Origin of the sequence: Noviherbaspirillum malthae (genome assembly GCF_015352985.1) — a bacterium.
Classification (GTDB): domain Bacteria; phylum Pseudomonadota; class Gammaproteobacteria; order Burkholderiales; family Burkholderiaceae_D; genus Noviherbaspirillum; species Noviherbaspirillum malthae.
Map to the genome: position 1 here is coordinate 186,531 of NZ_JACYXF010000005.1, position 23,058 is coordinate 209,588.

Below are 23,058 nucleotides of genomic sequence, written 5' to 3' on the forward strand. Positions count from 1 at the left end.
GCAGCGCTTGCAGCATCCGGCATGCTGGTTAAAAATGCAATCTTTCCAATTTGAACAGAAAAAGGAATTCCCATGGCCGGAGCCAGCCTGCTTGCATTGATCGATGACATCGCCACGGTACTCGATGACGTATCCCTGATGACCAAGGTAGCGGCGAAGAAAACCGCCGGCGTGCTGGGAGACGATCTGGCGCTGAATGCGCAGCAGGTTGCAGGCGTGCGAGCCGAGCGGGAATTGCCGGTGGTATGGGCGGTGGCCAAGGGTTCGCTGAAGAACAAGGCCATCCTGGTGCCGGCGGCGCTGGCCATCAGTGCCTTCGCGCCATGGGCGATTACTCCGCTGCTGATGGTCGGCGGCGCGTTTCTTTGTTACGAAGGTTTTGAAAAACTTGCCCATCCCTGGCTGCACGGGGCGGACGAAGCGGGTGAGCATGAAAAGGAAGCCGCCGCACTCGCCGATCCGAATGTCGATATCGTCGCCTTCGAAAAGGAAAAGGTATCGGGAGCGGTACGCACCGACTTCGTCCTGTCGGCGGAGATCATTGCCATCACGCTAGGCACCGTGGCCGAGGCTTCCTTCACGCAGCAGGTCGCCGTGCTGGTCGGCATCGCACTCATCATGACGGTGGGCGTCTACGGTTTCGTTGCTGGTATCGTCAAACTCGATGACGCCGGCTTGTATCTCAGCCGCAAGCCGGGAGACAGCGCCTGGCGCCAAGGTGTGCGCGCGGTCGGACGGACGCTGCTCAATGCCGCGCCCTACATGATGAAGGCCCTTTCCATCCTGGGTACCGCGGCCATGTTCATGGTGGGCGGCGGCATCCTGACGCATGGCATTTCGGCACTGCATCATTTCATCGAGCACAGCGCCGAGTCGGCGCACGCATGGCCGGTGGTTGGCAGCGTATTCGGCGCGCTGCTGCCCACGCTGCTCAATGCGCTGACCGGCGTGGTGGCCGGCGCCATCGTCCTGGCACTGGTGCATGTCGGCAAGCGCCTGTTCGGCAAGCGTCCCAAACACGCCTGACCAATCCATACCGTTTCCGGCCTGCCGCTTACCGCGGCGCGTCCGTTTCTCATGCGTGAAAGGCATGTGAAACATGCATAAATTGCGCTTGAGACATCCGCTCCGATCGATAGACTGAACACATCTGCAGCGACTGCGATGCATGCAAATTCCGCATGCAATACGTTGACAATCCGCTGCCAATCCGTCGAGAAAGCAGGAGCAAACATGGATGCGCGCGCAAGGCAAACGCAGCAGCACGGTTACGTGACGGGAAAGCTCGGCTATCTCATGCCGTCGCCGCACAGACCTTACCAGTACATGACGCCGCCGCCGGCCGGCGCCGCATGGCACAACACCGACTATGAACAGCGCGCCTGCCGCATCGTCAATGCTCGCCAGGTTGCAGCATCGCTGTCGCTGCAGGACAACGGCTTCGAACTGCTCGAGCGCCCGAGCAAGCTGGCCGATTTCCATGATGCAGCCCAGGTACAGGAGATCTATTACCGCGAACTGGAGCAGCTTGCTCTCGAACTGACCGGCGGCCTGCGCGCGCTGGTGTTCGATCACCAGCTGCGGCAGCGGGAAGCCGGCCGCCCGGCGCTGGGTTTCGGCCGCGAAACCGCCTCGGCCACGCCTGCGGCGCTGGGCCGCGTGCATAACGACTACACCGAATTGTCGGGCCCGCGCCGCCTGCGGCAGCTGATGCCGGACATGGCGCAGGATCATCCTTTCCTGATCCTCAACTTCTGGCGGCCGGTGGCACATGCCGCGCTCGACACGCCGCTGGCGCTGTGCGATGCGCGCAGCTTCGCGACGCAGGACTGGGCCAGCGCGGACCTGATCTACCCTGACCGCAAGGGGGAGATCTATCTCGGCCGCTACGCGCCGGAACACCGCTGGTACTACTACCCGGCGATGACGCCGCAGGAACTGCTGGTCTTCGTGTCCTTCGATTCGCGGCTCGACAGCACGGCGCGCATGACGCCGCACTGCGCCTTCGACGACCCGACGGCGCCGGAAGACGCGCCGCCCCGCCGCAGCATCGAAGCCCGTTGCCTTGTCATCCTGGACTGACCATGAACGCAATCAGCACCGATGTCGCCCCGCAGCAGCCCACGCTGGAATTCTGGTTCGAATTCGGCAGCAACTACAGTTACCTGAGCGTCATGCGCATCGAGGCGCTGGCGCGCAATGCCGGCATAGTCGTCGCATGGCGGCCTTTCCTGCTGGGGCCGATCTTTCGCGAGCTTGGCTGGAGCAGTTCGCCCTTCGTGCTGCAGGAAGAGAAGGGCCGCTATGTCTGGCGCGACATGGCTCGGCAGGCAGCAAAATACGGTCTGCCGTTCAACAAGCCGAGCCGCTTTCCGCGGTCGGCGGTGCTGCCGCTGCGGGTTGCGCTGCTCGGCGCCGATCAGGCCTGGCTGCCGGCCTTCTGCCGCGCCGTGATGCAGCAGAACTGGGTGGATGACATCGAGATCGACAGCGCCGGCAGCGTCAGGCTCGCCCTGCAGCCGCTCGTCGGCGATGCGGAGGTCATCCTGCGTGAAGCGCAGAGCGAGGGCAACAAGCTTGCCCTGCGCCGGCAGACGGAAGAAGCGCGGCGGCGCGGCATCTTCGGCGCGCCGACCTTCTTTGTCGGCGAAGAGATGTTCTGGGGCGACGACCGGCTCGAAGACGCGATCGCCTGCGCCCGGAAACGCCTTGCCGCTTACTGATCCCAGACGCCGGTATTCTCGAGAGACGGCGACTGTTCCTGCAGCGCCCAGCGCAGCGGAAACGCGCCCTTGCGCAGCAGCCAGCGACTGGCCTCGAAGCGCAGCAGGCGCTTCGCACCGGCGAACTGCCGCAGTCTTTCTCCTTCCCATTCCACCGTCCCGCGGCCGGTCATCTGCAGGATGTCGCCCTGCACGAAATCGATGAACAGCAAACCGGCGCGGCCGTCGGCTTCCAGGTTGCCGATGGTGTTGAAGAAGTTGTTGCCCGTGAAATCCGGCCAGCACAGGGTGCCGTCGGCTTCCGCCGAGACGAAGCCCGGCCGGCCGCCGCGATGCGATACGTCCACGCCATGCGCCGCGCCGTTGGACGCCTCGGCGGCAGTGGCGATGAAGAAGGTGTCGCTGTGCCGGATCAGCGCGAGTGCTGCCTCGGGCAGCGCGCCTTCTCCCGCTATCGTTTCAATTGTTTGCCCGCCGGCCGCGGCGACCGTTGTCAGCTCGCGCGTCTGGATGTACTTCGGGCAATTGCCGAAACTCTGCTGCACCGCCAGCGTAAAACCGTGCTCGTCCAGTTCGCCGACCGTGCCGTTGGCGCGGTTGCGGCGGCGCGTCTCGAACTGCAGGCCGAGCGCGCCCAGGCGCTGTCCCGGCATTACCGACGCCGCCAGCGGATCCTGCGCCGCCGGCAGCGCATCGATGCGCAGCGTTCTGTTGTCGGGCGAGCTGATGAAGCCGGGTTCGCCCCAGAGAATGGAAGCCCAGACTTCATCATGCCGGTCGATGCCGCCCAGCAGCAGCGTCGGCAGCAGCGGGAAGAATTCGCGATGCTGCTCGGGCATGTAGTCGCGCATGACGACGGCGCCGACCCTGGCCATCTGTTCGCGCACGCCGGCGCGCTCCTGCGCTGCCATCTCGCCGCGATGGAAGGGGGCAGGATTGCGCGATTCAGCGGGAAATCTGGTTTCCATGATGCCTCCTAGGCGGCGTTGGCGGATGCGGCGGGCTTGACGAGTTCGATCATCGGCAGGAAGCGCGGCAGCGCTTCGATGCGCTGTAGCCATGCGCGCAGCGCCGGATAGGCGTCCAGCGAGACGTCGCCTTCCGGGGCGCGGGCGATGTAGCTGTAGGCGGCGATGTCGGCGATCGTGGGATGGCCGGATGCCAGATAGGCGCGCTCCTGCAGGTGCAATTCCATCAGATTGAACAGGCGGTGGGCGAGGCTTGCCGCCGCTTCCATGTTGACCGGCCGGCCGAACTGCTTGCCGATGCGCGCAAGTCCCGGGCCGAAAGCGATCTCGCCGGCGGCCACCGAAAGCCAGCGCTGCACATTGGAGGCGCCCACCGGGTCGCGCGGCAGCCAGGTGTCGCCGCCGTACTTGAGCGCCAGATAGACCAGGATGGCATTGGAGTCGCTGACGATGGTGCCCGCGTCATCGATCACCGGCACCTGGCCGAAGGGATTGAGCCGGAGGAATTCCTCGCTTTTCTGCTGGCCGGCGCGCAGGTCGATGTCGACGGCTTCATATGGAAGACCGAGCAGCGACAGGAACAGCTCGGCGCGATGTGCGTGTCCGGAAACGATGCTGCGGTAGAGCTTGATGGGCTTGATGGATGCGGCGGACATGAAGGCCTCCTTGGTGAGTTGGGAAGCCCATTCTGCCGCTTCCGGATTGCTGAATAAATGGCGGGAAACAAAGCAAATTGCTTCATAATCCGGAGTAATCGACCATCGAACCATGCAGCATGGACAAACTTCGCGGCATCCAGACCTTCATCGCCATTGCCGAGCGCGGCAGCCTGACCGCGGCGGCGGAAGCGCTCGACACCTCGCTGCCGACGGTGGTGCGCAAGCTGGCGGAGCTGGAATCGAACCTCGGCGTGCGCCTGTTCAACCGCACCACCCGCCGCATCCACCTGACCGATGAAGGCCATCGCTACCTCGCTATCTGCAAGACCGCGCTCGGCCAGCTGGAGGAAGCCGAGGAAGCACTGTTCGATGCGAAGGCCGAACCGCGCGGCAAGCTGGTGCTGACGGCGCCGGTGCTGTTCGGGCGGCTGCATGTGGCGCCGCTGGTGGCGGAATTCATGCGCATGCATCCGGCGCTGTCGGTGGAGATGCTGCTGCTCGACCGCAGCATCGATCTGGTCGAGGAGGGCGTCGACCTGGCGGTGCGCATCGGGCATCTGGCCGACTCCGCGCTGCATGCGGTGCCCGCCGGAGAGCTGCAGCGGGTCTTCTGCGCCAGCCCGGCCTATCTGGAGCAGCACGGCATGCCGCAGCATCCGCAAGAGCTCGCCGGCCATGCCGGCATCCGCTTCACCGGACGCAGCGTGCTGTCGGAATGGCAGTACCGCGAAAACGGCCGCAACCTGACAATACGCTTCACCCCGCGCCTGATGACCAATTCCGTAGATGCGGCGATCAATGCCTGCCGCGACGGCCTGGGCATCGGCGCCTTCCTGTCCTACATGGTCCAGGTGCCGGTCCGCGCGGGCGAACTCAAGCCCATCCTGCGCGAGTACGAATCGGAGCCGCTGCCCATCCATTTCCTTTACCCGCATTCCAAGCTGCTGTCGGCCCGGGTGCGCGCCTTCATCGATTTCGCCGTGCCGCGGCTGCGGGAGCAGGATTTCATCCGCTTCTGAATGCCGTTGGAAACCGGTTAGCGCACTGCTTTAGGGCATAAATTCAGCGTATCTCACATTTTTTCGCTCTATCTACGCTCTTCTTCTGAAATACTCCCTTTCCTTTATGCAAGACTTTGCATGGAGTGTTATGCTGATTTTTCATTTTTTTCCGGACGCCATCCATGCGAATCAATGACCTTAGAATCAGCACCCGCCTTGGTCTCCTGGCCGCTTGCCTGCTTGCCGCCTTGGCAGGCATCGGCCTGCAGGCTTGGCTGACGCTGGACGCCAGCCATCGCGCCGAAGCTGCCGCCCTGCGCAGCGCCGCGCAAATGCAGGATGCGGTCAACCAGGCAAGGACGGCGCAGGTGCAATTCAAGATCCAGGTGCAGGAGTGGAAAAACATTCTGCTGCGCGGCGGCGATGCGGCGCTGTTCGCCAAATACCGTGACGACTTCATCAAGACCGGCAAGCAGACCCAGGATCAGCTGCAGCAGCTCATGAAGACCATGCAGGATCTCGGCCTGGATATCTCGCAGGTGAGCGACGCGGCGAATGCGCATCGCACCTTGGGCGAACGCTACCTCGAAGCGCTAGGCAGCTATGACAGCGCCAATCCGGAAAGCGCTCATCAGGTCGACGCCAAGGTCAAGGGAATGGACCGCGCTCCCAACAAGAAGATCGATGACATCGTTGCCTTCGTGGTGGAGCAGTCCGGACGCAGGACGGAAGCGGCCGGCAAGGCATCCGAAGCGCGCATGGAGCAAGCCGAATTGCTGCTGCTGGCGAGCACGCTGGCGGTTGTTGTTCTCGGCGGCCTTGTTACTGCCTGGCTGGGCCGCAGCATCACGCAGCCCCTGAACCGGGCCGTGCAGTTCGCCCAGACGGTTGCCGCCGGCGACCTGCGCTCCCGCATCGATGCCGCCGGCAAGGATGAAACCGCGCAGCTGCTGCGCGCACTGCAGGAAATGAATGCCAGCCTGGCGCGCATCGTCGCCGATGTGCGCAGCGGCACCGACACGATCGCCACCGCATCGTCGCAGATCGCCGCCGGCAACCATGACCTGTCGGCGCGAACCGAGCACCAGGCCAGCTCGCTGGAGGAGACCGCCTCGTCCATGGAAGAGCTGACCGGCACCGTGCGGCAGAATAGCGACAATGCCCTCCGGGCAAGCCGGCTCGCCGGCTCCGCGTCGGACGTGGCGACGCAGGCGCGCGCGGTGGTCTCGCAGGTAGTCGATACCATGGCGTCGATCAATGATTCCGCGCGACGCATCGCCGACATCATTTCGGTCATCGACGGCATCGCTTTCCAGACCAATATCCTGGCGCTCAACGCCGCAGTGGAAGCGGCGCGGGCGGGCGAACAGGGCAGGGGTTTTGCCGTGGTGGCAACGGAAGTGCGCACGCTGGCGCAGCGTTCCGCGGCGGCGGCCAAGGAAATCAAGGCACTGATCGGCGACTCCATGCAACGCGTTGAAACAGGCAGCGTTCTGGTCGACAAGGCGGGCGAAACGATGAAGGAAGTCGTAGCCAGCGTACATCAGGTGAACGAGATCATCGGCGAAATCAGCACGGCCAGCCGGGAACAGACAGCCGGCATCGAGCAGGTGCATGCCGCCGTAGCGGACATGGACGGCACGACCCAGCAGAATGCGGCACTGGTGGAAGAAGCCGCAGCGGCAGCATCGGCTCTGCAGCAGCAGGCGAACAATTTGTCGGTGGCTGTCGCGGTGTTCAAGCTCGTTTGAAAGCCGGTCCCTGTTCCTGCAGTTGATGGAATAAGCGATTACCAGCATGACAGGTAAGCACCTACTTTGGCGGAACACGCCATTTCTTACCGTGCGGCATGCTAAAGTAGGGCCGATACGCAGTCCTGGAGCTTTCAAAGTAACGAAACATTACAATTTCAGACTTGCACATAACTTGCCCTACGGCAATATTTAAGCAAGAATGAAACGGTATCGCTTTTCATCCCCTCAACTTTCGGGCATTTGCATGCTCTGCATGCCCACTTGACCTGGCAGTCATTCATGGCTTCCCAACTTGGCGGCGGCAACCCTGTTGCTTGTACGATTCCGGCGGAACGGCGCGGCGAGATCCTGCGGGAACTCGCCGCATTGGCGTCGAACGCCGCCAATGCGCAGATCGACAGCCTGACAACGCGATTGTCGGAAGCCCTGCTGCGCGCCTCGGCGGCCTGCATCGATCCGGCTGAAGCCCGTCTGCGTTTCAACGCCGCTGCCCTGCTGAAGAAAAACCGCTATCCGTTCTATTACGTGGTCTCCGAGCGCCTCGGCGCGGTGCTGGCGCAAGAAATCCGCATGGCCGCCAACCCGGAACTGCCGCCGGAAGACGGCAGCGAAGCACCGCCGACGCTGGATCCGGACGTCGAGATCGACAAGCGGCTGTCGCTGGTCAAGGCCAGCCGGGCGATCGAGAACGAGCATGCCGACCGCCTGCACGCGCTCGGCATGCGGCTGGGCTGCCTGCTCGGACGCACGCCGCTGATCACCGCGGAAAACCCCTTCCGCCCGCATCTCTTCCTGGCCGTGGTGCACGATGCCTGGTGCGAATTCCAGCCCGACACCCGATCCCATCATGCGGTATTTCCGCTGCTCGGCCCCGAACTCTGCTTCGACATGGGTCCGGTACTGCATGCGGTGAACTCGGCCCTGGTCAAGCTCGGCGTCATGCCGCAGCTGATGCAGGTCAGCCGCGACGCCAACGGCGTGGCCACTGCCGCCGCGGTCGAGGAACCCGACAATGACGAACTGCTGCCGCGCCTGCGCCGTCTGTTTCCCGACCGGGAAGGCAAGCCGGCCGACCGGCCGCTGACCGGCGGCTTTCCATCGCTGTTCGATGATGATGCCGTGGTCGCCAGCGTCGCGCGCAATGCGCTCCTGGGCTATCTGACCGGCTTCGACAAGCACCGCGCCGGCCCGCCGCCGGCAGGGCTGCTCGACGAGATCCGCCGCAGCGCGCCGCGCGATGCGCTGAGCGAAACCGACGACCATGTGCTCAGGCTGCTGGCCAGGATCTTCGAAGTCGTCCAGGCCGATCCGCGCATCGCCCCCCAGCTGCAGAAATCCTTGCTCGAGCTGCAGCTGCCGGCCCTGAAGGCCGCGCTGTCGGACCAGGCATTCTTCTTCAAGCGCAATCACCCGCCGCGCCGTGCCGTGGAACTGCTGGTCGGCCTCTGCGGCGGATGGGAAACGCAGCGAGGCCTGTCCGACCCGCTCTACCTGCTGATCGAGCGCAGCATCGCCCGCATTGCCCAGGAAGGCGACCGACGCCCCGCCGTTTTCGCCGAAGTGGTCGCCGATCTCGAAGCCTACCGCCAGCGCGAGCAGACCGCCGCGGCGCAGACATTGGCCGCGCCGATCGCCGGCGCATTGCAGAGGGAAAAAATGCTGGAAGCCGAGCGCGCGGCCAGGCATGAGGTCGCGCTGCGCATCGGCACCGGTGAAGTGGTCGCCTTCGTCGAAGCCTTCCTGCAGGACAGATGGGTGCCGGTGCTGACGCTGGCCTACAGTGTCAGGGATGAAAAGCCGCAGGCGCTGGACAATGCGCTCAAGACCATGGATGACCTGGTGTGGAGCGTGAAGCCCAAGATCACGCCGGAGGAGCGCAAGGAACTGCTGTCCAGGCTGCCGTCCATCGTCGCGTCGCTCAACAAGTGGCTGGACGTGATCCGCTGGAATGACGAAGCGCGCGCCAAATTCTTCAGCGACCTGGCGAAGTGCCATGCCTCCATCGTGCGCGCGCCGGTGGAGCTGTCGCCGGAACGCCAGGTGCAGATGGCGCTGGCAGTGGCCAAGCATGCGGCCGAGCGCCGCCTGCGCAAGGAGGCCAGCGCCGCACCCGAGCCGGCGCCGGATGAATTCGATGCCCTGGTGGCCGGCCTGGAGCAGGGCAACTGGGTCGACTTCGGCCGCGAAGACCACACCCGCAGGCTGCGCCTCGGCTGGGTCAGCCCGCTGCGCAACCTGTATGTTTTTGCCACGCATGAACGGCGCGAAGCCCTGTCGCTGACCGCGCAGGAACTGGCCAAGGCCATCCGCGAAGGCCGCGCGCATGTCGCGCCGGGTGCCGGGCTGATCGGCAAGGCGTTGGCGCAGGCGCTCGGCGTGGACCGCGGCGGTGCCGATGCCGCCAATGCCGGATCAGGGCCGTCCGACAAATCGGCGGCCTGAACGGCTGGCGGCCGGGCACAAACAACGTAGAAGACTTGTATCGGCATGTCATGGCCGCCGCGGTGCGGCGGCATCGTCTGTCATGTCTCCTTTTTCGTGAAGCGCCGTATCGCCATTTCAAATACCGACATTTCGTCGTGATATCCCAGCAGCCAGCCGGGGCTGGGATTGCCGAGGTGGACTGGAAGCCCTTGACCGTTATCAGCGGCATCCCCGGGATGCACATCGAGCCTGAGTTCTACCAGGCCAGGGTGCCTGAATCCCGCTCCCTTCATCCGGCTTAACAAGGTTGGCGCCGGCGCTTTCGAGTCATTCAGGGTGATGGCCACTCCTCGCGGCGTGCTGTAGTCATAGCCATAGGGTGCCCCCTTGATGGCATCGGCGGCCTGCCTGTCATTCAGCAGCATGGGATCGAACAGCACCATCGCGGGCTTTACGCCATCCGCCTTGATCCGGCTTGTGTAGGCTGCCGTGAAATACTGTGCATAGCCGCCTCCCAGTGAATGCCCCGCAACCATATCGACGCGAAAATATCCTTGTTCGGACAGCTTGGACAATACGTCCGCAGCTTCCTTTACTGCCGCAAACACCTCACCGTGCGTTCCCAGTGCGGTATTCATGATCTCCTTGGTGTTACGGCCGATTCGCCCTCTCAAGACGAGAGCCTGCGCCCATTCCTTCCGATTCGATGCCGCCCGCGCGGAATCGAAATAGAGCGCCAGCCCCAGCTTTTCGCCCCCGGCCACCATGACGATATCGAGATTGGCGAGTGTCTGCGCTCGCTTCAGGATGCGCGCCTGCTCGACGGTCATGCCGAAGTTGGCCCGAAAATTCTGATCGTCAAGCTCGTTGTTACTGATATATGCCATGGTCAATTCTTGCTTCATGCCATGCGGATTCGTTGCGCCATTGAACACAAAATTGGTCAGTTGGCACACTTTTCCAAGCCGGGCAGCAATTTTCATTTCAAGGTGTGCGCAATCTCCCGTCCATGGAATGTTCAAGGCGGAGGACATGGCTACCAGTTCATCCATGCTGAGCGTTGTGACATGGTCTGCATAGATCCTCTTTTCGGAAGGCAAGCTGTTTATCTTGACCTTTGCATGCCGAGACGCCTTCTTGTTATTGACGTCTGCTTCCTTTGGATTCTGCTTCCACATGTCGTTCAGGCGGGAAGCCATTCGGCTGCCGATCCGGGACTTAGGTACAACGCGGGAGTCCGGCGCCGACCCGTTCGGGGCCTGCGGCTCAACGGCAGGCGTTAACGTCTTTTTGCTTGCGGTGTCGACATCCGGAGCAGAAGGAGAGGGGATACATGAGCGTGGAAGCCGAAGCCAGTTCATTGCCGCATACCTCCGGCCGCATTTCGTCCACCAATAAGCCAGTGCGCACGAGGCCATCGGCGCGATACCCGCCGGGACAATGCGTATACTGGTGCGGTAGGTGGAGCCATGAAATCACGGTTCGAAAGGTTCTATAAGATATATGTGCAATTACCCAGCTTCTCTGTTCCGCCTGCATGATCAAATATCGATAATCACAGCGGCACGTCGACAACGTGGTTCCAATCACTCCGAGGAGGCTTCATGACATTACTGATTGCAGGCATCGTCTTGTTCATCGGCATCCATCTTGTTCCCGTGCTGACCGGGCTGCGCAACAGCCTGTTCAGCGCGCTCGGGGAGAAGCGCTACAAGGCCGTGTTTTCGCTGGCGTCTGCGCTCGGCCTCATACTGATCATCATCGGCTTCGGCCGCGCTCCGGCGGAGCCTCGGCTGTTCGCGCCTTTCCCGGCCGCCATCATGGCGGCGCCGCTGGTGATGCTGGTGAGTTTCGTGCTGTTCGCCTCGGCCAACATGAAGACCCATATCCGCAGCCGCCTCAAGCATCCGATGCTGCTCGGCCTGCTGCTGTGGTCCGGCGTGCACCTGCTGGCCAACGGCGAACTGAGGACCACCATCCTGTTCGGCGCCTTCCTCGCGTATGCGGTGATCGACCTGATCTCGGCCACCAGCCGCCATGCGGTCAAGCAGTTCACGCCCGTGGCGCGCCAGGACCTGATGGCGGTGACCGGCGGCGTGCTGCTGGCGCTGCTGGTAATGACTTTCCATCGCCAGCTGTTCGGCGTGGCCTCGGTGCCATGGGGAATCTAGCTTTTATCGGCCTCGAATTCTTCCGCCAGAAAATCGATGAAGGCCCGCACCTTGGCCGGCATGTTGCGGCGGCTGGGATAGAACACGAACAGGTCGGCCGGCTCGAGGTTGTAGTCGGGCAGCACGATGCGCAGCCGGCCGCTTTGCAGGTACTTGGCCACATCCCATTCGGAACGCACCAGGATGCCGTGGCCTTCCAGCGCCCAGTTCAACACCACGTCGCCGTCGTTGCTCGAGAGCGTGCCGCCGACCTTCACGGTGTCGGTGCGGCGTCCCTTTTGCAAGCGCCAGATGCCGTGGGCATCGTCGTTCTGCCGATGAACGATGCAGTTGTGGCTGCCCAGGTCTTCCGGTGACGCCGGCTCGCTGTGTTTTTTCAGGTAGGCCGGCGCGGCGCACAGGAAGCGCTTGTTCGACATGATGCGGCGCGCGCTCAGCCGGGTATCCGGCAATTCGCCGAAGCGGATGCCGAGATCGAAGGCTTCCTCCACCAGATTGATCGGCCTGTCGGTCAGCTGCAGCTGTACCTCCACGTCGGGATAGCGGCGTGCGAATTTCGACACCAGCGGGGCGATGGTGGTGCGGCCGAAACCGAGGGTGGCATTCACCCGCAGCAGGCCCTGCGGCGCATCGCGGCCGGCGCGCAGCTGTTCTTCCATCTCCTTCATCGCCGCCAGGATGCGGCCGGCATGCTCCAGGTAAAGCTCGCCTTCGCTGGTCAGGCTGAGGGTGCGGGTGGTGCGGTTGACCAGGCGCACCCCGAGCCGCTGCTCCATTTGCGCGAGGCGCTTGGTAACGGCCGGCGGCGTGATGTCGAGTTCGCGGGCGGCGGCCGACAGGCTGTCCTTGCGCGCCAGCACGCTGAAAAACGCCAGTTCCGAAAGATTGTCGTTTTTAACCATGGGTGAAGGATGCTTTGAAAGTAGAGAAATTATATGCGGCCGCGGCGGGTCTACACTGGCGCCATTCCTGATCCCACACACGAGGACGCCATGAAGATCGTTGAAATCCGCGAAAAGACCCTGCCCATCAGCTCCAGCATCCGCAATGCCTACATCGACTTCAGCAAGATGACGCTGAGCCTGGTTGCTGTGATCACCGACGTGATGCGCGACGGCAAGCCGGTGGTCGGCTACGGCTTCAATTCCAACGGCCGCTACGGCCAGGGCAACCTGATGCGCGAGCGCTTCATCCCGCGCATTCTTGGCGCCGATCCGGCCTCGCTGGTCAACGACGAGGGCACCAACCTCGATCCGCACAAGATCTGGGACTGCATGTTCACCAATGAAAAGCCGGGCGGCCACGGCGAGCGTTCGGTGGCCATCGGCACCATGGACATGGCGATCTGGGACGCGGTGGCCAAGATCGAAAACAAGCCGCTGTTCCGCCTGCTGGCCGAGCGCTACGGCGACGGCACGGTCAACAAGGACGTGTTCGTGTATGCGGCGGGCGGCTACTACCATCCGGGCCAGGATTTGAATGCGCTGAAAGATGAAATGCGCAGCTATCTCGACCGCGGCTACACCGTGGTGAAAAAGAAGATCGGCGGCGCTTCGCTCGACGACGACCTGCGCCGCATCGACGCGGTGCTGTCGGTGCTGCAGGACGGGCAAAAGCTGTGCGTGGATGCCAACGGCCGCTTCGACATGGATACCGCGATCGCCTATGCGAAGGCGCTGTCGCAGTACGACCTGTTCTGGTACGAGGAAGCCGGCGACCCGCTGGACTTCGAACTGCAGGCGGTGCTGCGCAACTACTACGACAAGCCGATGGCCACCGGCGAGAACCTGTTCTCGATGCAGGATGCGCGCAACCTCGTCCGCTACGGCGGCATGCGTCCCGACCGCGACTGGCTGCAGTTCGACTGCGCGCTCAGCTACGGCCTGGTGGAATACCTGCGCACGCTCGACATGCTGAAGCAGCACGGCTGGTCGGCGAGCCGCTGCATTCCCCACGGCGGACACCAGATGTCGCTCAACATCGCCGCCGGTCTCGGCCTGGGCGGCAACGAGTCCTATCCCGACCTGTTCCAGCCGTTCGGCGGATTTCCGGATGGGGTGCAGGTGGTCAACAGCAGGGTGACGATGCCGGAGTTGCCGGGGATCGGGTTTGAGGGGAAGGCGAATTTGTATAGCGAGATGCGGGCGCTGAGCAGTTAAGGGGAAGAAGTTTTTCTTCGACGGCCGTCCTTGGTGCAGGCACGGAGGCCTGCACTACCGCTAGGAGAAGCTTTCCGAAAAAGAGACCAAGCCCGCACATAAAGGCTTTTCAGATCCCCTTTGACAATGCCAAAAGAGCGGGCGGCAAAGCGGATAAAGAAGCGCGGTTGTCTGAGCCGAAGGCGAGTTTCCGCGCTTCCCGCTTTGCCGCCCGCTCTTTTGGGGACCCCGCAGGGGCATTGGCAACGGGGTCGCCTTTCTTTGCCTACTTTCTTTGGCGAAGCAAAGAAAGTAGGTGGCCCGCCGGGGCCAGACCCGGCTAGTCTCCACGGAGCGCACAAGGTTCAGGCGACCTCAGGCTGAGGTCCATGATTCACTCCCACCAGCGCCATTCAACGCGTTGCTGATGCGGTCATTTCTTCGTAGAGGCTAGCCGGGGGTGGCCCGGCGGCCACTTACTTTCTTTGCTTCGCCAAAGAAAGTAAGCAAAGAAAGGCGACCCCTCTACCGCCGCCCCTGCGGGGTCCCCAAAAGAGCACGGCACCAAGCGGGAAGCGCGGAAACTCGCCTTCGGCTCAGACAGCCGCGCTTCTTTATCCGCTTGGCGCCACGCTCTTTTGGCGTCGTTAGAAGGGAGCTTTCAACAGCCTCTTTGTGCGGGCTTGGTCGCCTGTATCAGGTTTGCGCTTCAGGCACATCTCCCCAAACACCTCCGCCTCCACCGGCTTCCCAAAATAAAACCCCTGCACCTCATCACACCCGTTCTCCATCAAGAACCTCTTCTGCTCCTCTTCCTCCACCCCCTCCGCCACCACCCGCAGATTGAGAATATGCGCCAATGAAATCACCGCCTTCACGATCGCCGCATCGTCCTGATCGGTCGCGATGTCGTGAACGAAGGAACGGTCGATCTTGAGCGTGTCCACCGGGAAGCGCTTGAGGTAGTTCAGGCTCGAGTACCCGGTGCCGAAATCGTCGATCGAGATGCGCACGCCCAGCTCCTTGAGCTTCCGGAGTATGACCAGTGAATTGTCGACGTCGCGCATCAGTACGGTCTCGGTGATTTCGAGTTCGAGGCAGCCGGGATCGAGGCCGGTGGTCAGCAAGGCGTCGGCAACCAGGTCGACGATGTCGTGCCGCGCCAGCTGGCGCGGCGACAGGTTGACCGAGATCGGAATGCATGGGCCGCCGCCGCGCTGCCAGGCCACGTTCTGGGCGCAAGCCGCGCGCAGCACCCATTCGCCGATCGCCACGATCATGCCGCTTTCCTCGGCCAGCGGAATGAAGCTCGCAGGCGGAATCAGGCCGCGCACCGGATGCCGCCAGCGCAGCAGCGCTTCGGCACCCACCACGCGGCCGCTGGCCAGATCCACCTTGGGCTGGTAGTGCAGCAGCAGTTCGTCGTTGGCCAGCACCTGGCGCAGGCTGTTGAGCATCTCCAGCCGCTCGTTGGCGTTGAGGCTCATCTCGGCGGTGAAGTATTCGAAGTTGTTGCGCCCGAGTTCCTTGGCCTTGTACATCGCGGAATCGGCATTGCGCAGCAGGGTTTCGGCATCCTGCCCGTCACCGGGATAGACGCTGATGCCGACGCTGCAGGTCACATGCAGGTCGATGCCGCCGTGGGGCCAGGGCTCGGCGACCACGGCGATGATGCGGCGCACCGTATCGGTGATCGCCTCCATGCTTTTCTGGTTCGCCAGCACCAGGACGAATTCATCGCCGCCCTGTCGGGCCACGGTGTCGGTCGCGCGCAGGCAGGACTTCAGGCGTGCGGTCACCGCCTTGAGCAGTTCGTCGCCGACCTGGTGGCCGAGGCTGTCGTTGATGAACTTGAACTGGTCGAGATCGATGAAGGCGACCGCGGCGATGTCCTGGCTGCGCCGGCTGCCGTGGATAGCCTGCTGCAGGCGGTCGTACAGGAGGTTGCGGTTGGGCAGGCCGGTCAGCGCGTCATGCGTGGCCTGGTGGCGTATTTTGGCTTCGTACATCCTGCGCTCGGTGATGTCGACCACCGTGCCTTCGAAGAACAGGATGCGGCCGTCGTCGTCGCGCACGGTATGCGCATTTTCGGAAATCCAGATGATGTTGCTGTCGCGCCGCCTGACTTGGGATTCGAAGCTGATCACCTGGCCATGGCGATTCATCTGGTCCAGAAATTCCTGGCGCCGGTCGCCGTCGACATAAAGCTGCTGGTCGATGTCGCGCAGGGTTTCGATCATGTCTTCGGGCGATGCATAGCCGTACATCCGCGCCAGCGCAGGATTGACGGCAAGATAACCCTTGTCCGGCGTGGACTGGAAGATGCCTTCGACCGCGTTGTCGAACAGGCTGCGAAAACGGCGCTCGGCCTCGTGCAGCGCCTGCTCCGATTCCTTGCGGCGGGTGATGTCCTGGATGAATCCCTCCAGCGCCACATAACCGCCGCTGGCGGCACGCACGCCGGTGCCCATTTCCTGCACCCAGCGCACCGCGCCGTCGCGGCGCACGATCCGGTACTCGATGCTGAAGCGTTCGTTGGTTTCCAGCGCGGCATAGATGCAGTCGCGCACCCGCGTCCGGTCTTCCGGATGGGTGATGTCTTCGTAGGCAATGCGGCCGCTCGTCAGCAGCAGCGGGGCATAGCCGGTCAGCGGCTCGCAGCCGCTGCTGAGAAACTCCATGCTCCAGTGTTCATCGATGCGGCAGCGATATACCATGCCGTCGAAGCTGGCGAGCAGTTCGCCAGGCAGGCGCGCCTCGTCGGTCCGGCCGGATGGCAGGGGAGATGCCGTCATCGGCGTCATCGGCATCGTTGCCATGGTCAAGTCCCTTGTCTTCGGGCTGCGGCATGTCCGGCCCGGCTTCATGAATGATTGGCTTTCTTATAAGCAATTTCGATACCATGCCATCTAGGCGGCCGGCGCACCGGTTCTGTGCACTCTGCCGGCGCCGCTTCAATCGGCAATGCAGCCGAACGCGAAAAATTCAGGGGAATGGAGCCATTTCCCGGAAGACATACTTTCGGCTCTGGGCTACACTCTTCCCATACTTATGGGAGTTGCATGAAAACGGCCGCGGAGGAGACAGCGACGCAGTCGGTGAATAACAAGGAAATGACAATGATGCGTGGCCTCATCATGGCCCTGGCATTCGCAGCGGCCCCTGCGGCTGCCGAGGCGCCGAAAGTCATGCGGCTTGCCAGCCTGGAGTGGCTGCCGTACGTCGGCACCATGCTCGACAGGGAAGGGTGGTCCGGTCATGTGGCATCCATGGCGGCCAAGCCGGGCGGCTATCAGGTACGGATCGATTACTTTCCCTGGACGCGGGCGGTGCAGCTGGGCATGCGCGATGCGCAGTACGCCGGTTATTTTCCCGCGTACTACACTGAGGAACGGGCGCGCCAATGCCATTTTTCGGTGCCCATCGGCAGCAGCAATGTCGGCCTGGCTTACCTGAAGGGGACGCCCTTGGCCTGGAATACCCTGCAGGACCTGGCGCCGCTGAAAATCGCCGTGGTCGCCGGATTTTCCAACGGCCCCGCCTTCGATACCCTGGTGCGGGAAGGCAAGCTGAACATCGACTCGTCGCCGAACGACATGCTGAACCTGCGCAAGCTGCTGGCCAACCGGGTCGATGCGGTGGTCATCGACAAGCTGGTGATGCGCTATCTGCTGCTGAGCGAGCCGGGCCTGGCACGCGAGCGCGACCGGATCGCCTTCCATGACAAGCCGCTGGCGGAGCTGCCGCTGCATGTCTGTTTCCAGCGCACGCCGCAGGGCAGGGAAATGCAGCAGGCGTTCAACCGGACCTTGCGGGACATGCCGCTGAAGAAGCTTGAAAGCGAGTATTTCCAGCAGCTGGAACGCAAGGCGCCGGTCACCCGGTAGGGCCTGGGCCAGCGCCACGTGCGGAAAAGAAGCGGGAAATTCATCGTTCCACCATTCGCAATTCGCATCGTCGTCATCATTGCCATGAACAACAAAGACCAAGCCGGTGATCTTGAACAAACGCTACGCGCGATCGAAGCGTCTTATGCCGCCAATCTGCCGTCGCGGCTGGACAGCCTCGGCGAAACGCTGGAACAGTGCATCCGCGAACCGGAAGGGGCCGCGCAGCTCAATGCGCTGCTGGTCAAGCTGCACGGCCTGGCCGGCTCGGCAGGCACCTTCGGATTCGCCAGGCTGGGCCAGCAGGCCAGCGATCTGGAAATACGGCTGACCGCCTATATCAAGGGTATCAAGGGCGGCTCCTCGGGCCAGGACTTTCCTCCGCTCGCCGCCGGCATACGGGAATTGCTGCGCTGGGCGGCGCTCGATCCCAAGGACGGCGAAGGTGCGCCCGATCCGCAGCAGGCCGCTTCCCCGGCCGCTCAGGCCGCCGGCAGCGACGCCGGCGCCGGCCGCAGGATCTATCTGGTCGGCGACGATGCCGGGTCGGCTTCCGGCATTGCCGCCCAGTTCAGGGAGTTCGGCTATGAGGTCCTGGCCGTCGGCGGACTGGATGAACTGGAGCAGGCTGTCCGCCGGCAGGCGCCGGCGGCGGTGGTGATGGATCTTGCCTTTCCCTCCGGCATATTGGCCGGCGCGGCGCAGATCGCCCGCATCAAGGCCAGCAGCGAACACCGTTTCGCCGTCATCTTCATTTCCACGCGCAGTTCCTTCGAAGCACGCCTGGCCACCGTCAAGGCCGGCGCCGACGGCTATTTCTCCAAGCCGCTGGACATGGTGGCGCTGGTCGACCTGCTCGACCGGCTGCTTGCAAGCGAAGAGGAGAAACCCGGCCGCATCCTGATCATCGACGACGAGGTGGAAACCGCCGACTACCATGCAACGCTGCTGCGCCAGGCCGGCATGGACGTGCGCGCCCTGTACAAGGTGGAAGACATCCTGCAGGTGATGGGTGAATTCCGTCCGGAGCTGATCCTGATGGATGTCTACATGCCCGCCTGCGACGGCATCGACGTGGCGCGCGTGATCCGCCAGGACGCCCTCTATCTCGACGTGCCCATCGTCTTCCTGTCGAGCGACAGCAACCTCGACAACCAGCTCACCGCCATCGCATCCGGCGCCGACGATTTCCTGACCAAGCCGATCCGGCCGCTGCACCTGATCTCCGCCGTCACCAGCCGCGTCAAGCGCTACCGCGAGCTGCGCAGCCTGATCATGCGCGACAGCCTGACCGGGCTGTTCAACCATTCGGCGGTGACCGAGCACCTGGCGCGGGAACTGGCCACGGCGCGCCGCATGCAGAAGCCGCTGTCGCTGGCGATGCTCGACATCGACCGTTTCAAGAGCGTCAACGATACCTACGGCCATCCGGTCGGCGACCAGGTGATCCGCGCGCTGTCGCGCATGCTGCAGCAGCGACTGCGCCGCAGTGACATCATCGGCCGTTACGGCGGCGAGGAATTCGTGGTCATCATGCCGCACACGCCGGCCTCGGCGGCGGTGCCGGTGCTCGACCAGATCCGGGCTTCGTTTTCCAATATCCGCCATCATGCGGAGCACCAGGATTTCAGCGTCACCTTCTCCGCGGGCGTGGCCGAGATCGCGCCCGACATCGATGCGGAGGAGCTGCTGCGGCGGGCCGATGTGGCGCTGTACCAGGCCAAGAACGACGGCCGCAACCAGATTGCCAAGGCTTGAGGGGCTTGCCGGCGTCGCCGTTTCCTATGGCGGGCTGTTTCGCTCTGCGGTTTTCTAACGCGAAAATTGAAACTGGAATAGTATGGAGGCCAACGCTTCTTCCTTTCCTTCCTTTCCGCCGATGAACAGCATGAGCGATCCACTTCACATCGAATCCATCCTCGAAGACAGCTTTCATACCCTGCCTTATCTGATCCACCTGCAAGCCAGGGCGCGCCCGGATCATCCGGCGCTGGTGCAGGACGGACAAACCGTCAGCTATGCCGAACTCGACCGCCTGATGGACAGGGTCGCCGCATCGCTGCAGCGCGACGGCATCAAGCCGCGCGACGCCGTCGCCATCTGCGCCGGCACCTCGCTGTCCTATGCGGTGGTCTTCCTCGGCAGCCTGCGCGCCGGCGTCGCGGTGGCGCCGCTGGCGCCGTCGTCGTCGCCGGAAAGCCTGATCGGCATGACAAAAGATGCGGATGCGCGGCTGCTGTTCGTCGACCGCGCAGTCGCCCAGCAGCTTTCCCCGGTGCGCGGCGAACTGTTCATGCCGGTCATCGCCCTCGACGGCAGCGACGCCGGCCAGGCCTTCGACGCCTGGCTGGCGCCGGAAGCGAGTCGGCCGCAGGAAGTCGATATCCGGCCCGACTGGGCTTTCAACATCATCTACTCGTCCGGCACCACCGGAGCGCCCAAGGGCATCGTGCAGCCGCATTCGATGCGCTGGACGCATGTGCAGCGCGGCCTCGTCAACGGCTACGACCAGAATGCGGTGACGCTGATTTCGACGCCGCTGTATTCCAACACCACGCTGGTCTGCTTCTTCCCGACGGTGTCGCTCGGCGGCACGGTGGTGCTGATGGCCAAGTTCGATGCCGGCGCCTATCTCGGGCTGGCGCAGCAGCACCGCGTCACGCACACCATGCTGGTGCCGGTGCAGTACCAGCGCATCATGGCGCGCGAGGATTTCGGGCAATACGACCTGTCGTCCTACCGCATGAAGTTCTGCACCAGCGCGCCGTTCTCTGCAGCATTGAAAGCCGACATCCTCAAGCGCTGGCCGGGCGGGCTGATCGAGTACTACGGCATGACCGAGGGCGGCGGCACCTGCGTGCTGGCCGCGCACGAGCATCCGGACAAGCTGCATACCGTCGGCCAGCCGGCGCCGGGCCACGACATCCGCCTGATCGACGACGCCGGCCGCGAAGTCGGCCCGGGCGAACTGGGCGAAGTGGTCGGCCACTCGCCGGCGATGATGGCCGGCTACCACAAGCAGCCGCAGAAGACGGCCGAGGCGGAATGGTACGATCCGAGCGGCAAGCGCTTCATCCGCACCGGCGACATCGGCCGCTTCGACGCCGAGGGCTTCCTCACGCTGATGGACCGCAAGAAGGACATGATCATTTCCGGCGGCTTCAACGTCTATCCGAGCGACCTGGAAGCGGTGCTGCACCAGCATCCCGATGTGGTCGAGGCGGCCGTGGTCGGTGTGCCTTCGGTGAAGTGGGGCGAGACACCGGTGGCCTTTGTTGTGGTAAAAACAGGATCGGCGCTGGATGCACCCGCGCTGCGCGCCTGGGCCAATGAACGGCTGGGCAAGACGCAGCGGCTGGCCGCGGTCGAGCTGGCCGAGGTGCTGCCGCGCAGCGCCATCGGCAAGGTCCTCAAGCGCGAACTGCGCGACGGCTTTGCGACGAAGCTCGATTGAGATCAGGGAAGCAGGCAGGGAAGCAGGAAGCGCCGGAATTTTGACTTGAACAACGAAAACAAAGACACAATGCAGGATCCCTCTCTTTTCAATACGCAGGAAGTGCTCGACCTGCTCAAGCTGGAGCAGGTCGGCACCGACTGCTACCGCGGCCAGAGCCATTTCATGGGCAGCCCAAACGTGTTCGGCGGCCAGGTCGTCGGCCAGTCGCTGTATGCGGCCGGCATCACGGTGCCCGAGCGGCGCGTGCATTCGCTGCATTCGATGTTCCTGCTGCCGGGTAATTTCCGGCTGCCGATCGACTATGAAGTGGAACGGGTGCGCGACGGCGGCTCCTTCAGCACGCGGCGGGTGGTCGCCACCCAGGAAGGTCGCCGCATCTTCGTGATGTCGGCATCATTCCAGCAGGAAGAGGAGGGCCTGTCGCACCAGAAGCCGGCGCCGGCCTTCTCCGATCCGGAAACCATTGCCTCCAACATCGAGGAATGGAAACGGATGCCGCCCAATCCCAAGCGCCCGTTCATGCCGACGCCGGTCGACTTCCGCGCCGACTTCCAGGGCGACATCCTGAGCGGCAACGAGGGCAAGACCACGCGCCAGATCTGGACGCGCGCGCCGATCGCGCTGCCGCAGGACCGGCTGATGCATGAATCCCTGTTCGGCTACGTGTCGGACTACGGCCTGCTGTGGACCGCGCTGCAGCCGCACGGCATCCGCGTCGGCGATCCGCGCCTGCAGATCGCCAGCCTCGACCACACCATCTGGTTCCACCGTCCTTTCCGCATGGATGACTGGCTGCTGTTCGCCATGGAGACGCCCAACGCCTCCGGCGGCCGCGGCCTGTGCTTCGGCCATGTCTACGACCGCCAGGGCGTGCTGGTGGCGAGCATGGCCCAGGAAGGCCTGATCCGCCTGCGTGACAAGAAAGCCTGAAAGTACGCCCGAGCAAGCTTCAGGCGGACTTCATCCCTGGAGCGATCCGGCGACACAACAGCAACAAAAACAGGAAGTGGAATGGATTTTGTCTTATCGCCGGAGATTCTCGCCGGCCTGTTCGCGGCTGCCGCGATTGCCGGCTTCGTCGACGCGATTGCCGGCGGCGGCGGGCTGATCACCATCCCGGTGCTGCTGCTGGCGCAGGTGCCGCCGCTGCAGGCGCTGGCCACCAACAAGCTGCAGAGCAGCTTCGGCTCGCTGACGGCGTCGCTGATGGTTTTGCGGCGCAGGCTGGTGCGCTGGTCGGAAATGCGGCGGCTGTTCGTCTGCTCCCTGATCGGCTCCTGCCTCGGCGCGTTCGCGGTGCAGTTCGTGAGCGCGGCGACGCTGGATATCGTGATTCCCATCGTGCTGGTGAGCATTGCGACGTATTTCCTGCTGGCGCCGAATGCCGGCGCGGTCGAGCGAAAGCCGCGCGTCAACGAGGCCGTCTACAAGGGCGTGGTGGTGCCGGGCATCGGTTTCTACGACGGCATGTTCGGCCCCGGTACCGGCTCCTTTTTCTCGCTGGCCGGCGTTGCACTGCGCGGCCGCGACCTGCTGACGGCCACCGCCCAGGCCAAAATCCTCAATTTCGCCAGCAATCTCGCCTCGCTGCTGGTGTTCATCGCCGGCGGCAAGGTGCTGTGGGCGGCCGGCGCGGCCATGGTCGCCGGCCAGGTGCTGGGCGCCTGGGGCGGCTCGCACGCAATGGTGCGCGGCGGCACCAGGCTGATCCGGCCGATGATCGTCACGGTATGCGTGGTGATGCTGGGCCGCTATCTGTGGCAGAAGGGCCTGCTTTCTTTCTGACAATCTGCGGATGAGGCGCTTGCAGAAACGGAAGGCATGCCCATGTAGTTGATTTCGGCCGCCTGGTTGTTCCAGTTACCCATACGGCGGC

At 63.6% G+C, this 23,058-nt stretch carries 18 protein-coding genes; 13 read left to right on the plus strand and 5 right to left on the minus strand.

Annotation, left to right across the window (positions count from 1 at the left end):
* The first annotated feature begins 72 nt into the window (after window positions 1–72).
* From IGW03_RS10495 to IGW03_RS10505, 3 genes are all read left to right on the plus strand, one after another.
* On the plus strand, window positions 73–1,026 hold the full coding sequence (locus IGW03_RS10495) for a DUF808 domain-containing protein (RefSeq protein WP_194722502.1): 954 nt from the start codon (window positions 73–75) through the stop codon (window positions 1,024–1,026).
* Window positions 1,027–1,233: 207 nt separating this feature from the next.
* The gene (locus IGW03_RS10500; RefSeq protein WP_194722503.1) at window positions 1,234–2,082 is read left to right on the plus strand and encodes a CmcJ/NvfI family oxidoreductase; all 849 of its coding nucleotides are present in this window, start codon (window positions 1,234–1,236) and stop codon (window positions 2,080–2,082) included.
* A 2-nt stretch (window positions 2,083–2,084) separates the two neighbouring features.
* Window positions 2,085–2,723, plus strand: coding sequence for a 2-hydroxychromene-2-carboxylate isomerase (locus IGW03_RS10505; RefSeq protein ID WP_194722504.1), 639 nt, complete (start codon window positions 2,085–2,087; stop codon window positions 2,721–2,723).
* Here the strand turns inward: IGW03_RS10505 and IGW03_RS10510 are convergent.
* Together IGW03_RS10510 and IGW03_RS10515 are read right to left on the minus strand one after the other, a co-directional pair.
* The gene (locus IGW03_RS10510; RefSeq protein WP_194722505.1) at window positions 2,717–3,691 is read right to left on the minus strand and encodes a pyridoxamine 5'-phosphate oxidase family protein; all 975 of its coding nucleotides are present in this window, start codon (window positions 3,689–3,691) and stop codon (window positions 2,717–2,719) included. The genes IGW03_RS10505 and IGW03_RS10510 overlap by 7 nt on opposite strands.
* Before the next feature lie 8 nt (window positions 3,692–3,699).
* Complete coding sequence (locus tag IGW03_RS10515; protein ID WP_194722506.1) at window positions 3,700–4,347, minus strand: glutathione S-transferase family protein; 648 nt, start codon at window positions 4,345–4,347, stop codon at window positions 3,700–3,702.
* A 119-nt stretch (window positions 4,348–4,466) separates the two neighbouring features.
* On the opposite strand from IGW03_RS10515, the gene IGW03_RS10520 reads away from it, so the two are divergent.
* The 3 genes from IGW03_RS10520 to IGW03_RS10530 all read left to right on the plus strand — a co-directional run bounded on the left by IGW03_RS10520 (window position 4,467) and on the right by IGW03_RS10530 (window position 9,547).
* Window positions 4,467–5,369, plus strand: a complete 903-nt coding sequence (locus IGW03_RS10520) for a LysR family transcriptional regulator (RefSeq protein ID WP_194722507.1) — start codon at window positions 4,467–4,469, stop codon at window positions 5,367–5,369.
* Window positions 5,370–5,533: 164 nt separating this feature from the next.
* On the plus strand, window positions 5,534–7,102 hold the full coding sequence (locus IGW03_RS38880) for a methyl-accepting chemotaxis protein (RefSeq protein WP_194722508.1): 1,569 nt from the start codon (window positions 5,534–5,536) through the stop codon (window positions 7,100–7,102).
* 282 nt (window positions 7,103–7,384) lie between these two features.
* The gene (locus IGW03_RS10530) at window positions 7,385–9,547 is read left to right on the plus strand and encodes a DUF1631 family protein (RefSeq protein WP_194722509.1); all 2,163 of its coding nucleotides are present in this window, start codon (window positions 7,385–7,387) and stop codon (window positions 9,545–9,547) included.
* Window positions 9,548–9,627: 80 nt separating this feature from the next.
* Here IGW03_RS10530 and IGW03_RS10535 read toward each other — a convergent pair whose 3' ends face one another.
* A complete protein-coding gene (locus IGW03_RS10535; RefSeq protein ID WP_194722510.1) occupies window positions 9,628–10,890 on the minus strand; it encodes a hypothetical protein in 1,263 nt (420 codons plus the stop codon).
* Between the two features lie 243 nt (window positions 10,891–11,133).
* Between IGW03_RS10535 and IGW03_RS10540 the strand changes: the two genes are divergently transcribed.
* Window positions 11,134–11,700: an NnrU family protein gene (locus IGW03_RS10540; protein WP_194722511.1), complete on the plus strand. Its 567-nt coding sequence runs from the start codon at window positions 11,134–11,136 to the stop codon at window positions 11,698–11,700.
* Here IGW03_RS10540 and IGW03_RS10545 read toward each other — a convergent pair.
* A complete protein-coding gene (locus IGW03_RS10545; protein ID WP_194722512.1) occupies window positions 11,697–12,602 on the minus strand; it encodes a LysR family transcriptional regulator in 906 nt (301 codons plus the stop codon). The genes IGW03_RS10540 and IGW03_RS10545 overlap by 4 nt on opposite strands.
* 90 nt (window positions 12,603–12,692) lie before the next feature.
* Here IGW03_RS10545 and IGW03_RS10550 point away from each other — a divergent pair, with 90 nt between their 5' ends.
* Window positions 12,693–13,859 (plus strand): mandelate racemase/muconate lactonizing enzyme family protein, encoded by a 1,167-nt coding sequence (locus tag IGW03_RS10550; protein WP_194722513.1) that lies wholly within the window; start codon window positions 12,693–12,695, stop codon window positions 13,857–13,859.
* Window positions 13,860–14,485: 626 nt separating this feature from the next.
* On the opposite strand, the gene IGW03_RS10555 is transcribed toward IGW03_RS10550, so the two are convergent.
* On the minus strand, window positions 14,486–16,648 hold the full coding sequence (locus IGW03_RS10555) for a putative bifunctional diguanylate cyclase/phosphodiesterase (protein WP_438943635.1): 2,163 nt from the start codon (window positions 16,646–16,648) through the stop codon (window positions 14,486–14,488).
* Window positions 16,649–16,957: 309 nt separating this feature from the next.
* On the opposite strand from IGW03_RS10555, the gene IGW03_RS10560 reads away from it, so the two are divergent.
* The 5 genes from IGW03_RS10560 to IGW03_RS10580 all read left to right on the plus strand — a co-directional run bounded on the left by IGW03_RS10560 (window position 16,958) and on the right by IGW03_RS10580 (window position 22,967).
* Window positions 16,958–17,725, plus strand: coding sequence for a substrate-binding periplasmic protein (locus IGW03_RS10560; protein WP_194722515.1), 768 nt, complete (start codon window positions 16,958–16,960; stop codon window positions 17,723–17,725).
* An 84-nt stretch (window positions 17,726–17,809) separates the two neighbouring features.
* On the plus strand, window positions 17,810–19,483 hold the full coding sequence (locus IGW03_RS10565; RefSeq protein ID WP_194722516.1) for a GGDEF domain-containing response regulator: 1,674 nt from the start codon (window positions 17,810–17,812) through the stop codon (window positions 19,481–19,483).
* Between the two features lie 130 nt (window positions 19,484–19,613).
* Window positions 19,614–21,179, plus strand: coding sequence for a class I adenylate-forming enzyme family protein (locus IGW03_RS10570; RefSeq protein ID WP_194722517.1), 1,566 nt, complete (start codon window positions 19,614–19,616; stop codon window positions 21,177–21,179).
* Window positions 21,180–21,224: 45 nt separating this feature from the next.
* Window positions 21,225–22,112, plus strand: coding sequence for an acyl-CoA thioesterase (locus IGW03_RS10575; RefSeq protein WP_228535313.1), 888 nt, complete (start codon window positions 21,225–21,227; stop codon window positions 22,110–22,112).
* Window positions 22,113–22,193: 81 nt separating this feature from the next.
* Window positions 22,194–22,967 (plus strand): TSUP family transporter, encoded by a 774-nt coding sequence (locus IGW03_RS10580; protein ID WP_194722518.1) that lies wholly within the window; start codon window positions 22,194–22,196, stop codon window positions 22,965–22,967.
* Window positions 22,968–23,058: the final 91 nt, after the last annotated feature.

Bases quoted from the DNA above. Each gene is read 5' to 3' on its own strand.
- IGW03_RS10495 (WP_194722502.1), top strand. From the start codon at position 73: ATGGCCGGAGCCAGCCTGCTTGCATTGATCGATGACATCGCCACGGTA.
- IGW03_RS10500 (WP_194722503.1), top strand. From the start codon at position 1,234: ATGGATGCGCGCGCAAGGCAAACGCAGCAGCACGGTTACGTGACGGGA.
- IGW03_RS10505 (WP_194722504.1), top strand. From the start codon at position 2,085: ATGAACGCAATCAGCACCGATGTCGCCCCGCAGCAGCCCACGCTGGAA.
- IGW03_RS10510 (WP_194722505.1), bottom strand. From the start codon at position 3,691: ATGGAAACCAGATTTCCCGCTGAATCGCGCAATCCTGCCCCCTTCCAT.
- IGW03_RS10515 (WP_194722506.1), bottom strand. From the start codon at position 4,347: ATGTCCGCCGCATCCATCAAGCCCATCAAGCTCTACCGCAGCATCGTT.
- IGW03_RS10520 (WP_194722507.1), top strand. From the start codon at position 4,467: ATGGACAAACTTCGCGGCATCCAGACCTTCATCGCCATTGCCGAGCGC.
- IGW03_RS38880 (WP_194722508.1), top strand. From the start codon at position 5,534: ATGCGAATCAATGACCTTAGAATCAGCACCCGCCTTGGTCTCCTGGCC.
- IGW03_RS10530 (WP_194722509.1), top strand. From the start codon at position 7,385: ATGGCTTCCCAACTTGGCGGCGGCAACCCTGTTGCTTGTACGATTCCG.
- IGW03_RS10535 (WP_194722510.1), bottom strand. From the start codon at position 10,890: ATGAACTGGCTTCGGCTTCCACGCTCATGTATCCCCTCTCCTTCTGCT.
- IGW03_RS10540 (WP_194722511.1), top strand. From the start codon at position 11,134: ATGACATTACTGATTGCAGGCATCGTCTTGTTCATCGGCATCCATCTT.
- IGW03_RS10545 (WP_194722512.1), bottom strand. From the start codon at position 12,602: ATGGTTAAAAACGACAATCTTTCGGAACTGGCGTTTTTCAGCGTGCTG.
- IGW03_RS10550 (WP_194722513.1), top strand. From the start codon at position 12,693: ATGAAGATCGTTGAAATCCGCGAAAAGACCCTGCCCATCAGCTCCAGC.
- IGW03_RS10555 (WP_438943635.1), bottom strand. From the start codon at position 16,648: ATGCCGATGACGCCGATGACGGCATCTCCCCTGCCATCCGGCCGGACC.
- IGW03_RS10560 (WP_194722515.1), top strand. From the start codon at position 16,958: ATGATGCGTGGCCTCATCATGGCCCTGGCATTCGCAGCGGCCCCTGCG.
- IGW03_RS10565 (WP_194722516.1), top strand. From the start codon at position 17,810: ATGAACAACAAAGACCAAGCCGGTGATCTTGAACAAACGCTACGCGCG.
- IGW03_RS10570 (WP_194722517.1), top strand. From the start codon at position 19,614: ATGAGCGATCCACTTCACATCGAATCCATCCTCGAAGACAGCTTTCAT.
- IGW03_RS10580 (WP_194722518.1), top strand. From the start codon at position 22,194: ATGGATTTTGTCTTATCGCCGGAGATTCTCGCCGGCCTGTTCGCGGCT.